General features: G+C 51.0%; 11 protein-coding genes and 1 pseudogene. 8 read left to right on the top strand and 4 right to left on the bottom strand.

Annotated elements, in window-relative coordinates:
• The 4 genes and pseudogenes from BZG79_RS04575 to BZG79_RS04560 all read left to right on the top strand — a co-directional run.
• Positions 1 to 1,031: pseudogene (locus BZG79_RS04575) on the top strand (translational GTPase TypA); the annotation flags it as partial.
• A 146-nt stretch (positions 1,032 to 1,177) separates the two neighbouring features.
• On the top strand, positions 1,178 to 2,146 hold the full coding sequence (locus tag BZG79_RS04570; protein WP_077773818.1) for a virulence factor BrkB family protein: 969 nt from the start codon (positions 1,178 to 1,180) through the stop codon (positions 2,144 to 2,146).
• Positions 2,118 to 2,552: a D-aminoacyl-tRNA deacylase gene (dtd, locus tag BZG79_RS04565; protein ID WP_077773817.1), complete on the top strand. Its 435-nt coding sequence runs from the start codon at positions 2,118 to 2,120 to the stop codon at positions 2,550 to 2,552. The genes BZG79_RS04570 and dtd overlap by 29 nt, the downstream gene beginning before the upstream one ends.
• Positions 2,553 to 2,579: 27 nt before the next feature.
• Positions 2,580 to 3,524, top strand: coding sequence for a bifunctional GNAT family N-acetyltransferase/hotdog fold thioesterase (locus tag BZG79_RS04560; RefSeq protein WP_021022574.1), 945 nt, complete (start codon positions 2,580 to 2,582; stop codon positions 3,522 to 3,524).
• Here BZG79_RS04560 and BZG79_RS04555 read toward each other — a convergent pair.
• The 4 genes from BZG79_RS04555 to hslR form a co-directional block, all read right to left on the bottom strand.
• Positions 3,521 to 5,362, bottom strand: coding sequence for an AsmA family protein (locus BZG79_RS04555; RefSeq protein ID WP_077773816.1), 1,842 nt, complete (start codon positions 5,360 to 5,362; stop codon positions 3,521 to 3,523). The genes BZG79_RS04560 and BZG79_RS04555 overlap by 4 nt on opposite strands.
• 132 nt (positions 5,363 to 5,494) lie before the next feature.
• Complete coding sequence (gene pckA / locus BZG79_RS04550) at positions 5,495 to 7,123, bottom strand: phosphoenolpyruvate carboxykinase (ATP) (protein ID WP_021022572.1); 1,629 nt, start codon at positions 7,121 to 7,123, stop codon at positions 5,495 to 5,497.
• Positions 7,124 to 7,444: 321 nt separating this feature from the next.
• The gene (gene hslO / locus BZG79_RS04545; protein WP_021022571.1) at positions 7,445 to 8,320 is read right to left on the bottom strand and encodes an Hsp33 family molecular chaperone HslO; all 876 of its coding nucleotides are present in this window, start codon (positions 8,318 to 8,320) and stop codon (positions 7,445 to 7,447) included.
• Between the two features lie 35 nt (positions 8,321 to 8,355).
• A complete protein-coding gene (gene hslR / locus BZG79_RS04540; RefSeq protein WP_021022570.1) occupies positions 8,356 to 8,760 on the bottom strand; it encodes a ribosome-associated heat shock protein Hsp15 in 405 nt (134 codons plus the stop codon).
• Between the two features lie 287 nt (positions 8,761 to 9,047).
• Here hslR and gspC point away from each other — a divergent pair, with 287 nt between their 5' ends.
• From gspC to gspF, 4 genes are all read left to right on the top strand, one after another.
• Entirely contained in the window at positions 9,048 to 9,917 is an 870-nt protein-coding gene (gene gspC / locus BZG79_RS04535; RefSeq protein ID WP_199877543.1) for a type II secretion system protein GspC, read from the top strand.
• 71 nt (positions 9,918 to 9,988) lie between these two features.
• Positions 9,989 to 11,971 (top strand): type II secretion system secretin GspD, encoded by a 1,983-nt coding sequence (gene gspD / locus BZG79_RS04530; RefSeq protein ID WP_077773819.1) that lies wholly within the window; start codon positions 9,989 to 9,991, stop codon positions 11,969 to 11,971.
• Positions 11,968 to 13,494: a type II secretion system ATPase GspE gene (gene gspE, locus BZG79_RS04525; protein ID WP_077773814.1), complete on the top strand. Its 1,527-nt coding sequence runs from the start codon at positions 11,968 to 11,970 to the stop codon at positions 13,492 to 13,494. The genes gspD and gspE overlap by 4 nt, the downstream gene beginning before the upstream one ends.
• Positions 13,494 to 14,729: a type II secretion system inner membrane protein GspF gene (gspF, locus tag BZG79_RS04520; protein WP_077679348.1), complete on the top strand. Its 1,236-nt coding sequence runs from the start codon at positions 13,494 to 13,496 to the stop codon at positions 14,727 to 14,729. The genes gspE and gspF overlap by 1 nt, the downstream gene beginning before the upstream one ends.
• Positions 14,730 to 14,794: the final 65 nt, after the last annotated feature.

Genomic DNA, 14,794 nt, shown 5'->3' with positions numbered 1-14,794 from the left:
GTACTGATGTCGATGAAGCCTCAGCGGGTGACATTATTGCTATTACGGGTCTGGGCGAACTTAAGATTTCAGACACTATCTGTGATCCAAGCAACGTTGAAGCGCTCCCCGCACTGACCGTTGATGAGCCAACCGTGACCATGACGTTCCAAGTCAACACCTCGCCGTTCGCCGGCCTAGAAGGTAAGTACGTGACGTCACGTAATATCCTTGAGCGTTTGCAAAAAGAGCTGGTCCACAACGTGGCGCTGCGTGTTGAAGAGACCGAGAACCCGGATAAATTCCGTGTATCAGGTCGTGGCGAATTGCACTTGTCGATCCTTATCGAGAATATGCGTCGCGAAGGCTTTGAGCTTGCCGTCTCTCGCCCTGAAGTGATCATCAAAGAAGAAAACGGTGAGAAATTTGAACCGTTTGAAACCGTGACCATTGACGTACTCGAAGAGCACCAAGGTGGCATCATGGAAAGCATCGGTCTGCGTAAAGGCGAGTTGAGCAACATGCTCCCAGATGGTAAAGGCCGTGTACGCATGGACTTTGTGATGCCATCACGGGGCTTGATTGGTTTCCAAACCGAGTTCTTAACCCTGACCTCTGGTTCGGGCCTGATTTATCATACCTTTGACCATTACGGTAAGTATAAAGGCGGTGATATTGGTCAGCGTGTCAATGGTGTATTGATCTCTAACGCTGCAGGTAAGGCACTGACTTATGCCTTGTTTAACCTACAAGGCCGCGGTCGCTTGTTTGCTGAACACGGTGATGAAGTGTACGAAGGTCAAGTTATCGGTATTCATAACCGCGCCAATGACTTGACGGTTAACTGCTTGAAAGGTAAGCAATTGACTAACGTGCGTGCCTCGGGTACCGATGAGGCGCAGGTACTGAGCCCGGCGATCAAGTATACCTTGGAGCAAGCGCTTGAGTTTATTGATGACGATGAGCTGGTTGAAGTTACGCCAGAAAGCATCCGTATTCGTAAAAAGCTGTTGACTGAGACAGACCGCAAGCGCGCTGGCCGTAAAGGTTAATCGCGTTATATCATCATGTGACTGAGTCACCAGATTCTGTCCCAAGATTAAAGGCACCGTTAGGTGCCTTTTTTTGATCGCAGCGAGCGAGAAGCAAATCATGTACACTCATTACGCGTAAAACGGCACAAGATAAAGGTGGAAGGATGCGCATAATTGGGACGCTAAATCAGAAAACGTGGCGTGACAGCCGTAATTGGTTGAAAGCGATGCTCACGCATTTGTGGCAGCGTATGGGCGAAGACAGGCTCACGGTGAGTGCCGGTTATATGGCGTATGTCACGTTGCTTTCTTTGGTCCCCTTAGTCACTGTCGTGTTGTCTGCTTTTTCGAGTTTCCCGGGATTTTCTCRAGTGGGTGATACCTTACAAACATTTGTGATCAATAATTTTGTTCCCGCCGCCGGTGAGGTGGTGGCACGTTATCTCAACCAATTTGTTGCTAACGCCGGTAAGATGACCGCTGTTGGGGTCAGTTTTTTGTTTGTGGTCGCGATTATGCTGATCTCGGCGATCGACAAAAGTTTGAACCACACGTTTAAAATTCAGACCAAACGGCCGATGATGATTGCGTTCTCAATCTATTGGATGGTGCTCACGTTAGGGCCTATTTTGATTGGTACTAGCATCGCGCTGAGCTCTTACTTAACGTCTTTGTCGTTATTACAGACAGGGCTGGCGAATGATTTGTTTACCACCTTACTCCGAATCCTGCCTTTTCTTTTAACCACGCTCACCTTTATGGGATTATATACCCTGGTACCCAATACTCGCGTGCGCCTTCGCCATGCCTTGGTCGGTGCGGCTGTGGCGAGTGTGTTATTTGAGCTAAGTAAAAAAGTATTCGCGCTATATGTTGCCCACTTTCCCTCGTATCAATTAATTTACGGCGCCCTGGCCGTGGTGCCCATTCTGTTTGTGTGGGTGTATTTTAGCTGGTGTATTGTATTATTCGGCGCACAAGTTACCGCGACTTTAAGAGAGTCGGAGACTTGGTGGCCAAGTGGCACCTCGCCAGCGGTTAACAATCAGTCAGCCGGTTTGGCTGAACCATCCCATCCTTTAATCAATCAAGCGGAGGCGCCTTATGATTGCCCTAATTCAACGCGTGAGTGAAGCCAATGTCACTGTCGACGGTGAGATCCTCGGTACGATAGTGAAAGGGCTGGTGGTGCTTCTGGGCGTCGAAAAGGGCGATACCGATGCGGATGCCGCGAAACTGGCGCATAAAGTCAGAGGTTATCGTGTGTTTGAAGACGATAATGGCAAAATGAATCTCAATGTGTCGCAGCACGGCGGTGAATTGTTGGTGATATCGCAGTTTACCCTGGCTGCCGACACAAAAAAGGGAATGCGTCCGAGCTTCTCGGGGGCATCGCCTGATGAAGCAGAACGTTTGTACACGGTATTTTGTCAGGATTGCCAGCGTGCAGGGTTAAAAACGCAAACGGGTCAATTCGCCGCTGACATGAAAGTCAGCCTCGTTAATGATGGTCCTGTGACTTTCTGGCTTCAGGTATAACCACGCGCCTCACAAGGAGAGACAGGCATGTTTAGAATCGTTACCCCGCGCACAGAGCAAGAGCTAGCGCGTTATTATGATTTTCGTTATCGGATGTTAAGAGAACCATGGCATGCGCCGCGTGGTTCAGAGCGCGATGCGTATGATGTTAATGCGTGCCATCGTATGATCGTAGACAGTGATGACGCGCCGGTCGCGATTGGACGCTTGTACTTAACCCCAGACAATGACGGCCAAATCCGATATATGGCGGTGTCACCAGATTATCGTAATCGTGGTTTAGGGGCCTTAGTGCTCATGGCGTTAGAGTCGTTGGCGCGGGAAGAGGGCGCTAAACGTCTGGTGTGCAGTGCGCGTGAAGAGGCGGTGAGCTTTTATGCGCAACACGATTTCCTCCGTCAGGGCGATCTGAGTGACGAGCGAGGACCGATACGTCATCAGCAGATGGTTAAACCCTTGGATCCGTTATCGGATGTGGTTCGCCGTCCCGAGTGGTGCACCGAGCTTCAGCAGCGTTGGCAAGCACACATTCCGATTAGCGACAAAATGGGGGTCAAAATTAGCCAGTTCACTGGCTACAGCTTTGAAGTGAGCGCCAATTTAAACGCCAATTTAAACCCTCGCCAAACCATGTTTGCGGGCAGTATTTTCAGCCTTGCGACGTTAACCGGTTGGGGCATGGTATGGCTATTGATGAAAGAGCGCCAACTCAGCGCGGATATTGTCCTAGCGGATAGCCATATTCGCTACCGTCGTCCGGTTGCAGAGCGGCCTCGGGCGAGTGTGTCACTCGATAACCTTAGTGGCGAGCTCGATCGATTAGAAAACGGACGCCGTGCCCGTGTGACGTTAGAAGTCGATTTTTTCAGTGGTGATGAAAAAGCCGGTGTGTTTACCGGCACCTATGTCCTGCTCCCCTCGGATGATGGCGCTACCGCACAACCTGCCCCTCAGTTGGCCTTGTTACGCTAACGAATGCGTGGGGCGTCCGTGCGATAAATCGGCCACTGGATGGATAAGCGTGTCTCGCCTTGCAGTGCGCCGGTCAGTTGGCCGCGATCAGCATCAATGGATAAAGTCTCAAACGGGAAAGTCTGTTGTTTGTCCTTCTTGGGGCTTGGCGGTTGCAGCCAAGCGCTTATTTGTGTGGCCCAATTTGTGTCTGGGTCTGCATGGGTTTTTGCATCTAAGAAGGTGATATCCATCTCGCCATTGAGCCCCACATTGAAGCTTTCTCGATCCGCTGCCAGCCCTGACCACTTTGCCTCAATATCATGAAACCCTGTTAGGGGTAGGGGCCAATCAAACCAGTCTTGATAAACAGAGAGCGGAATTTGTAACCCATCCACAAGCAGTGACCATGGTTGACTGGGGGCGCTTAAATCCCAGGCGCCCGATACAGCCAGTTGGCCATCAGGGAAGCCCAGTAATAGCTGCTGGAGGGTTAATTTCCCTTGAACGGCATCGAGGCGCAAATAGGGCTCAGCCAGCCAATGCTGATTGATGCTGGCGTGGCTTGCGCTGGCGGTCAAACTGCCATCGGTTAAGCGCCATTGTTTGAACGGGGATAGCTGCAATGCGCGTCCATTAACATCAATGCCACTGATTTTGATAGGAAACTGCGGCGATAAGGCCAGCCATTGATTATGTTTCAGTGATAAGTCGTCAATGAATAGTGTCTCTGGCCACTCCGGGAGTGCCGCCATCAGTGGGGAAAGCATTGCGTGACTGAGTGTCAGGTTGTTAGCTTGTAGCTTATCAATCTGCCAATGACGCTTAGAAAAGTGTCCGGACAGCCCGACAAATCCTTCTTGCCATTGACTGGTTAACTGATTGATCACCCAGCTTTCGCCGTGACGTTCAATATCCCCAAGCGGTTGATCCCAAGTCTGCGTGTGCCAGCGGATATAGTCAGCGTTGAATGATGCACGTAGCTTAGGCTGTTGCCACCAAGGCGTCTTTGGCGCAATGGTGATGTGCTCGGCCGATAAGGTGAGGCCATTCACCGAAAACTGTTCGGTTTCGGCACTGAGTTGGCGAATATCAGTGCGGTCGATGGTTAACGTGGTTGTGTGGGGCCATTGCAATAAGGCGTTGGACACGCGTTGATACGTGTCTTCCCCGTCGATAATGACATCGCTCAGGGTTAACTGGGTTAAGGCGAGCGCACCTGGCTGCCAATGGCCTTGGGCGCTGATCGCGGCACCTTGCCACTCAAAAGACACGCCGAGGAATTGCCAACCGTTAGGCGTTGGTGTGGCATCGACTAAAAGTCGGGAGGCTTGTAGCCCATGCCAGTCGACTTGTTTGGCCTCCCATTGCGCGCGGCCGCGAACTGATCCTAAGGGGGCTTGTCCTTTGTGCCAATCATCGAGCTGAGCGCTGACTTGCTGCGCTTGCCAGCCTTGTCCTTGCAGGGAAAGATCATTAAAAAGGACACGACCAATGGTAAGCGTCGCCGGTAGCATATCGAGAGACGTTATGGCCCGATCGGTTAGGTCAAGGCTTAGACCGTCAATCCTTACCCATTGCAGGTGAGACCATCGTTCGACAGAGAACTGTACACGCGCCGTATTGGCCTGCCAGTGTTGATGGCCATATTGGTAATTCGGTTGCGTCAGAGTGAGGTGAAGCGGGCGTTGCCAGTGATAGTCCACTTGTTCTGCCGTTAAGGTGCCTGGCAGTATAGGGGTGATAAGGGCAGTGAAAACCTGGGTGGCGTGTCGCGTATGGAGCAACACGAAAATCACTGACAGTGAGATTATGATTAGGATAAAAAAGCTGGCAAAGAGTTTGGCCAGGATGCGCATGAATGAATCCTATCAGGCAACGAGTAGCAGTAAGATTGGCGCAAAAGTTGCCAAACTTCAACCAGTCAACCAGTCAACCAGTCGCCCTGAGGAATAGCGCCCCATATCGCATCAGCAATATGGGGCTAGGGGTTAGTCTAACTGTGGACCTGCAGCGACCAAGGCTGCGCCTTCTTCGGTATCTGTGTATTTATCGAAGTTATCGATAAAGCGTGTGGCCAGGTCTTTCGCTTTGCTTTCCCATTGCAGCGGGTCAACATAGGTATCACGCGGGTCAAGAATGCCGTCGCTCACTTCGTCTAGCGAGACAGGAACTTCTAAATTAAAGATTGGAATTACCTTGGTGTCGGCTTTTTCGATCGAGCCGTCTAAAATCGCGTCGATGATCGCGCGAGTATCTTTGATGGATATCCGCTTGCCTGAGCCATTCCAGCCTGTATTGACCAGATAGGCTTCAGTCCCTGCCGCCTCCATGCGCTTGACCAATACTTCCGCATACTTGGTGGGGTGCAAGGTCAAAAATGCCGCGCCAAAGGCCGCTGAGAAAGCAGGTGTGGGTTCAGTAATGCCGCGCTCGGTACCTGCTAACTTCGCGGTAAAACCAGATAAGAAATGGTACTTGGTTTGTTCAGGCGTCAATTTAGACACCGGTGGAAGTATGCCGAATGCATCCGCAGACAAGAAAATCACCTTGTTGGCATGGCCGCCTTTTGAGACCGGCTTCACAATATTATCGATATGATAAATGGGGTATGACACGCGGGTGTTTTCTGTCTTCGAATTATCGTCAAAATCGATGCGGCCGTCGCCACGGACGGTGACGTTTTCTAATAACGCATCACGGCGGATGGCGTTATAGATATCTGGCTCAGCCTCTTTAGATAACTTGATGGTTTTGGCATAGCAGCCCCCTTCAAAGTTAAAGACGCCCTGATCGTCCCAACCATGTTCATCGTCACCGATAAGCTGGCGCTTAGGATCGGTGGAGAGTGTGGTTTTCCCGGTTCCAGATAGCCCGAAGAAGATGGCAACGTCGCCATCTTTGCCCATGTTGGCGGAGCAATGCATCGATGCGACATCTTGCAACGGCAAGAAGTAGTTCATCATCGCGAACATGCCTTTTTTCATTTCACCGCCATACCAAGTACCGCCAATAAGCTGCATCCGTTCGGTGAGGTTGAAAACGGTAAAGTTTTCTGAGTTTAGGCCGTGTTCACGCCATTGGTTGTTCACGCATTTGGCACCATTCATCACCACAAAGTCGGGCTCGAAATCTTTAAGCTCTTCCTCGGTTGGACGAATAAACATATTTTTGACGAAGTGCGCCTGCCAAGCCACTTCGGTGATCACGCGAATACGTAATCGTGTGTTGGGGTTGGCACCGCAATAGCCATCAACGACAAACAGGCGTTTATTAGAGAGTTGTTGTGTGACCAGTGCCTTGAGATCATTCCATACCGCTTGATCGATCGGTTTATTATCGTTTTTGCCTTGATCCGACCACCACAGGGTATCGCGCGTGGTGTCATCACGAACAATGTACTTATCTTTGGGAGAACGGCCGGTAAAAATACCCGTGTCTACCGACACCGCGCCGAGTTCGGTCACTACGCCTTTCTCGTAGCCTTCCAGCCCAGGTTTGGTTTCTTCTTCGAACAACTGCTCATATGAGGGGTTACGGATGACTTCTTTGACATTTTCCAGACCATAACGGGAAAGATCGATGTCAGCGACCTCAGATTCGACGTTCAGGACAGTCATAGGTGCTCCTTGAGGTAAGATGGTGTTAACTGTCTTTGTGCTAGCAACCTGAAATATAGATTCAGGAACTGACTCCATAGATGACGACAGACTGGGGTTATTGTGATTGTAGGGTACGGACCACCAGCTGCCATGCCATAGACATGGTAACGCTTAGTTAAACGTTTGCGCTACCCAAAGACCTATTATTGTTTGTACAAAAATAACGCGCAGAAAAATGTGAGTTAAGTCGGGAAGGAATAAGAAAAAAGCCAGCGTTGTGCTGGCTTTTGAGCTTGGTCAAGCTTATTTACTTCGAAGCGCTAAAAATGTAGCACGTGGTTATTGCATTTGAGAGGAGGAGCTGGCGTTTTGCTCAAAAATTGCCGCCACATCAACGCTATCGAACGCATAGTCAGTGCCACAGTAATCACAGTGCAAATGGATCGTACCCATTTCCGCGACCATTTTGTCGACTTCACTGCGCTCAATCGCGGCAATAGCACCGGCACTGCGTTCACGGGAGCAACTGCATTTAAACACCACATCTTGTGCCGGATACAGGGTGACTTTCTCTTGATGGTACAGACGGTATAAGACATCTTTGGCGCTGAGGCTGAAAAGTTCATCATTTTTAATCGTTTCAGTCAGCTGGGCAAGGTGATCAAAGTCGCCTTCGTCGCCTTTATCGTCAGGCAACACTTGCAACATCATACCGGCCGCATGCGGCTTGCCGTCAACCTCTCCCGTGCGTAACCAAAGACGGGTCATTAACTGCTCTGAGCGTGCGAAGTAATCTTCCAAGCAACCTTGTAAATGATCCGACTCTAAGCCAACAATGCCTTGATAGCGCTCGCCATCGACAGGCTCAATGGTAATGACCAGTTGGCCCTTGCCCATCATTTCTGGCAAGGTCGCATCCTCTTTGACGTCACCTTTCACCCGCGCGGTGCCGCGCAGTTGCTGATGGTGATCACCATTAATGACCGCCAGCGACACAGGACCATCTCCCTGCAATTGCACCGTGATCGAGCCATTAAATTTGAGTGTTGCGGTAAGCAGGCTGGTGGCGGCCAACATTTCACCCAGTAAAGCATTCACCGGGGCTGGAAAATTTTGATTCTCCAGGATGCGTTGATAGGTTTCGTCGAGCTTGACTAGCTCACCACGCACAGACACATCTTCGAATAGGTAACGGTGTAATTGATCGTTTGACATGCAATCTCTCTCCGGCAATGGCGCGACTTGCGGCCTTAGTCTATGCCTTGTTTAAACTTACGAATATCTCGGCGTTGCTTTTTATCCGGTCGTCCATCGGGACGTGGATTATGGGCATTTAAGCGACGCATTTCCGTCTCGTGCTCACGTTTCTTTAGGCTCGTGTCGGTTTCTTGATACAAGGTTTGCGCGATCGGCGCGCCTTGACGTTGCTCCGATAACGCTAAAACAGCGATGGTTCTTTCATCATGGCCTTGGCGCAAGCGTATTTCAGCCCCAACCTCGACCATTCTGCTTGGCTTGGCACGTTGACCATTGTAGTGCACCTTGCCCCCATCGATCATATTGCGAGCAATAGAGCGTGTTTTATAAAAGCGAGCGGCCCACAGCCATTTATCTAACCTGACCGCTGTCAAAGGTGCTGATTTGCTTTTTTTCATCCCTCAACTCCTGCGCAATCTGGATCGGCGACATTAGCATAAAATTTACTTTAGAGCAGTATCACAGCATCAGCGCTCATCCTCCCGTCATCGCTGCGACTTCGGTAAAATAAACACGCTATAAATGAAAAAGTCTCAAGATCACAATGTGTTTTTGCTAGTATGTCCAGCTTTTCGTAATCTAATCGTGGAATCTAATGGCGAAAAAGGCCATCAATAGGCATGTGGTGTCATTAATTGGTTTTAAAAGGATGATCCAGGCAGGAAGCCCTCAACGAACAATCTCGATGTCTGCACTGACACGCGGTCGGGTACTGCTGTGCCTAAACGGTGGGCTAGTACTTTTACTGGCTTGGCTTATTGGGCGGCTGGTGTGGCATGTCTACACGCCTCCCGCGGCACCTATCTTGCCGTCGAGTAGTCAGGTTGTGACGAGCCAAGTCGCCAGTAAGGGGGCCTTTTCATTGGCGCCCGCGATTAATGCCCAGTTATTTGGTCGATTCCAAGCTTCCGCGCAACAGCGCCAGCAGTCGGTTAGCCAAGTGCCTGAGACCCGTTTACAGCTTACTTTAGTCGGCGTGGTGGCTTCCGATCAGCCTGCTCGGGCATTAGCGGTGATTGCTAACGGTGGTCAACAAGCAACCTATGGTGTGGGTGAGCAAGTTAAAGGTACCCAGGTCAGTGTCGATCAAGTCTTGTCCGATCGCGTTATCCTTCGTCAAGGCACGCGTCGTGAAGCCTTGTTGATGCCGGGTGTGGAGGCCGACAGTACACCGCAAACCGTGTTCTCTTCTTCTGAGGGTAACTATACGCCCCCAAAGCCGACGCCAATCTCAAGGCAGACCAGCCCTGACTGGCCTGCCGACTTAGCGCGACAGCTTGCCAGCAATCCTCAGCGGTTATTTGATTATGTCCAGTTAGCGCAGGTCGGCGATGCCAAACAGTTAAAAGGTTTTCGTCTTACACCAGGAAAAAATCCGGTGTTATTTGAGCAATCGGGGTTACAGCCGGGTGATATCGCCGTCGCTATTAACGGTCTAACACTGAGCCGTTCGGTGGCGCTTCCCGATATTCTCAATCGCATTCAACAACAGGGCACGCTTGATTTAGTAGTCGAGCGACAAGGGCAGCAACATGACATTTCGATTCAACTATAAATTACCACAACCGCCCCGTGCGGCTTTAGGAGTGTGACGTGAACGTAAAGCAACGACTGATCCCCTATCTGATGGCCGCAAGTCTGCTTTTCTCTRGCCTACCGGCGGGAGCGGCAGAATTTAGTGCCTCGTTTAAAGGCACGAACATTCAAGAGTTTATCGAAATTGTAGGGCGCAACCTCGAGAAAACCATTATCGTTGATCCCTCGGTACGCGGCACCATTAATGTACGCAGTTACAATACGTTAGACGATGAACAGTACTACCAATTTTTCCTTAACGTGCTCGAAGTGTATGGCTTTGCGGTGGTTGAGATGGAAAATGGGATTGTTAAAGTTGTTCGCGACAAAGATGCGAAAACCTCGCCCGTTCCCGTGGTTGGAGAAGGCGATAACGTGGTCGGTGACGAAGTCGTGACGCGCGTGATTGCCGTAAAAAATGTCTCGGTGCGCGAGCTATCCCCTTTGTTGCGTCAGCTGATCAATAATGCGGGGGCAGGGAACGTGGTGCACTATGATCCTGCCAATGTCATTATGATCACCGGTCGTGCCGCGGTGGTGAATCGGCTCACCGATATTATTCAGCGTGTCGATCAAGCAGGCGATAAAAAAGTGGAAGTGGTCCGCCTTGACCACGCGTCAGCCGCGGAAATGGTACGGATCGTCGACACCCTCAATAAGCGAGACAACGCCAACACCCGCCCTGAGCTTTTAGAACCACGTATTGTTGCGGACGAGCGCCTGAATGCGGTGTTGGTTTCTGGCGAGCCCAAAGTCCGTGAGCGCGTGATTGAACTTATCCGACAACTCGACCAAGAAATGGCGACGACCGGCAACAGCCGGGTGATTTATCTGCGCTATGCGAAAGCGGAAGACGTCGTAGATGTATTACAAGGCGTCTCCGATAATCTGTTAAAAGAAAAAGAGAAGAAAAACCAACCGAGCGTAAATGATCAAGCGGTACAAATTTCCTCGCACCAAGGCACTAACTCGCTGGTGATCACCGCGCCCCCCGATATTTTAAAAACCCTTGAGAGCGTGATTTCTCAGCTCGATATTCGCCGCGCACAAGTGTTGATTGAAGCGCTAATCGTCGAAATGTCGGAATCCGATGGGGCGAACCTCGGCGTACAGTGGGGATCGCTTGAAAACGGCGGGATTCAGTTTAATAACGCAGGGGTGGGTGTTACTAGTTACCTCACAGGACAAAAAGCAGCGGAAGATACTACTCGTACTGAAGTACGCTATCGGGATGATGGTACTCCGTACAATGTTCCGATTACCGAGTCGGGCGATTACTCGGCATTAAACAATGTATTAGGTGGATTAAATGGCTTGGCTGCCGGCGTAGTCATGGGCGATTGGACCGCTTTGGTGACCGCGGTGGCGTCGAAAAACGAGTCGAATATTTTGTCGTCGCCCAATTTGATGGTGCTCGATAACCAAGAAGCCTCGTTTATTGTCGGTGAAGAAGTCCCTGTGATCACCGGCTCGCAAACGGGCTCGAATAACGACAACCCTTTCCAAACCGTTGAGCGTAAAGATGTGGGGATCAAGCTGAAAGTCACCCCGCAAATCAATGAAGGCTCCGCGGTGTTGCTCGATATTGAGCAAGAAGTCTCGAACGTGCTTGGCGCCAGTGGCGCGGTGGATGTGCGCTTTGGTAAACGTCAACTGAATACATCAGTGATGGTCGGTGACCAACAAATGATTGTATTAAGTGGCTTGATTGACGAACGAACGGTCGAAAGTGAATCCAAGGTGCCACTGTTGGGGGATATTCCCATTTTAGGGCACTTGTTTAAGTCGACCTCGACCGAAACCGAAAAGAAAAACCTGATGCTGTTTATTAAGCCGACCGTTATCCGTACCGGTTTGACTGCAGACGGGGTGACCCAACGCAAATACAACTATATCCGCGCCGAGCAATTACTGCGCGCCCAAGATGGCGTTAAGCTGATGCCTGACGCCGAAAAACCGGTCCTGCCCGATTACAACAGCGAAGCGGTGATGCCGGCCGAAGTACGTATGCTACAAGCGGAGTTAGAAGGATGAGTGAGCGTGCTGCGGCGCTAGCGGCTGAACCGGTGACAACCTGGCAGTTACCCTTTGGCTTTGCGCGTCGTCACGGTGTGGTGGTATTGACCGACAACGACACCCCACGTTTATTGTGTTTAGCGTCGGTAACACCGCAGACCTTGGTGGAGGTGCAACGTGTTCTGGGTACGGATATCGCCCCCGAATGGGTGTCGGATGCTGACTTTGAGCACCACCTGACTCGCCTCTATCAAAGAGACAGCGCCGATGCACAACAGCTAATGGCTGACATTGGTGCGGATGCTGACAGCGACGACTTTTTCTCGTTGGCCGAAGAGCTGCCGCAAAGTGAAGACTTGCTTGAATCGGAAGACGATGCACCGATCATTAAGTTGATTAATGCCATGTTAGGCGAAGCGATTAAAGAAAGCGCGTCTGACATTCATATCGAAACCTTTGAGCATGCGTTATCGATCCGTTTTCGCGTTGACGGGGTGCTGCGTGACGTTCTATCCCCCAGCCGCAAGTTGGCCCCCTTATTAGTGTCTCGCGTCAAAGTGATGGCAAAACTGGATATTGCCGAAAAACGGGTCCCACAAGATGGGCGTATTTCGGTCCGTATTGGTGGGCGAGCGGTGGATGTGCGGGTGTCGACCATGCCCTCGTCTCACGGCGAACGTGTCGTCATGCGTTTGCTGGATAAGAACGCCGTCCAACTGGATCTCGCGCAGTTGGGCATGGTGCCCAGCTTGCACCAAGATTTTCGCGCACTGATTCACAAACCTCATGGTATTTTGCTCGTCACCGGTCCGACTGGGTCGGGGAAATCCACGACCTTGTATGCTGGATTACAAACCATTAACAGTGAGGATCGCAATATCCTCACCGTGGAAGATCCGATCGAATTTGATCTGGCGGGTATCGGTCAGACCCAAGTCAATCCAAAAGTCGATATGACCTTTGCGCGAGGGTTGCGCGCTATGTTGCGTCAAGATCCTGACGTGGTGATGGTGGGTGAAATTCGAGACTTAGAAACCGCACAAATCGCCGTACAAGCCTCACTGACCGGTCACTTAGTGATGTCGACACTGCACACCAACACGGCGATTGGCGCGGTGACACGCTTACGTGATATGGGCATTGAGCCTTTCTTGTTGTCCTCCTCGTTACTCGGCGTGCTGGCGCAGCGCTTGGTCCGCACCTTATGTCCACGGTGCCGTATCCCTTATCAAGCCGATAGCTCGCAGCAGCCGTTATTTGTCGAGCTAGGCTTGGCGAACCCCGGCGAGGCGATCACGCTCTATAAAGCGGATGGCTGTGAACACTGTCACCACAAGGGCTACCGAGGCCGAACCGGGATTCATGAATTGCTGACAGTCGACGAGAAGGTGCAAGCGCTGATCCATCATGATGCGGGCGAGCATGCGATAGAAGAAGCCGTGCGTGCGCAAAGTCCGAGTATTCGCTATGACGGCCTAACCAAAGTGCTGCAAGGGCAAACCACCCTTGAAGAAGTGATTCGTGTCACCAAGGAGGGCTAATGGGCGCATTTGACTATCAAGCGTTAGACGCGCGAGGGCGTAAGCGTAAAGGGGTGATTGAAGCCGATACTGCACGACAAGCGCGTCAGCAGCTGCGTGACAAAGGCTTTACCCCGCTCGACGTCAATGCAACGCGTCGTCAACGCGCCAACCAAAAGGCATCGGCGTCGCAGCCACTGTTCAGTCAACGAAACCGCGGTATTCGTACACAAGAGCTGTCGTTGATCACCCGCCAATTAGCGACCTTAATCGATGCCTCTATGCCACTTGAAGAGTGCTTAAAAGCAGTGGCAGAGCAAGCGGAAAAACCGCGAATAGGCAGCATGATGACCAGTGTTCGAGCGCGAGTGATGGAAGGGTACACCTTGGCTGATGCGTTAGCCGATTACCCACAGGTGTTTAATGAACTCTATCGAGCGATGATTGCTGCCGGTGAAAAAGCGGGGTATTTATCCACCGTATTATCACGCTTGGCTGATTATGTTGAGAACCGTCAGCGCATTCAGTCCACGCTGTTACAAGCCATGTTGTATCCCGCCATTCTCACCTTCTTTTCGGTGGTGATTGTCGCCTTTTTACTGGCCACCGTGGTGCCTGATATTGTCGGCCAATTTGTTCAAACCGGTCAGGCGCTGCCGGCATCCACCCAATTTCTATTGAATGCCAGTGATTTTATTACCGACTGGGGGATTTGGGTGGTGAGCGCACTGATCCTTATCGGTGTCAGTATCCGAGCCTTGCTTAAGGATACGCAGCGACGCTTAGTGTGGGATAAAAAAATACTATCCTTACCGGTGATTGGCCGGGTGGCTCGCGGCCTGAATACATCCCGTTTTGCGCGTACCTTGGCAATATGCACGGCCAGTGCCATCCCGTTATTAGATGGGATGAAAGTCGCCGCGCAAGTGATGAGTAATCAATACGTCCGCATGCGCGTATTGGAAGCTGCGGATAAAGTGCGGGAAGGTGCCAGTTTGCGTGTCGCTTTGGATCAGTCGCGCTTATTTCCTCCCATGATGCTGCACATGATTGCCAGTGGTGAACGCAGTGGTGATCTTGAGCCCATGCTCTCTCGTGCCGCGGATAACCAAGATAAAGATTTTGAAGCCCAAGTGAATGTGGCACTGGGTATATTCGGCCCGTTAATGATCGTATTAATGGCAGGGTTGGTGCTTTTTATTGTCGTGGCCACCTTGATGCCGATTATTGCTATGAACGATATGGTCGGGTTGTAATTTTATAAGGCCACCTTGATGCCGATTATTGCTATGAACGATATGGTCGGGTTGTAATTTTATAA

Origin of the sequence: Salinivibrio sp. MA427 (assembly GCF_001996115.1) — a bacterium.
Taxonomy (GTDB): domain Bacteria; phylum Pseudomonadota; class Gammaproteobacteria; order Enterobacterales; family Vibrionaceae; genus Salinivibrio; species Salinivibrio costicola.
Note: the sequence above shows the minus strand (reverse complement) of the source record. Positions and strands in the feature narration are given on the sequence as shown.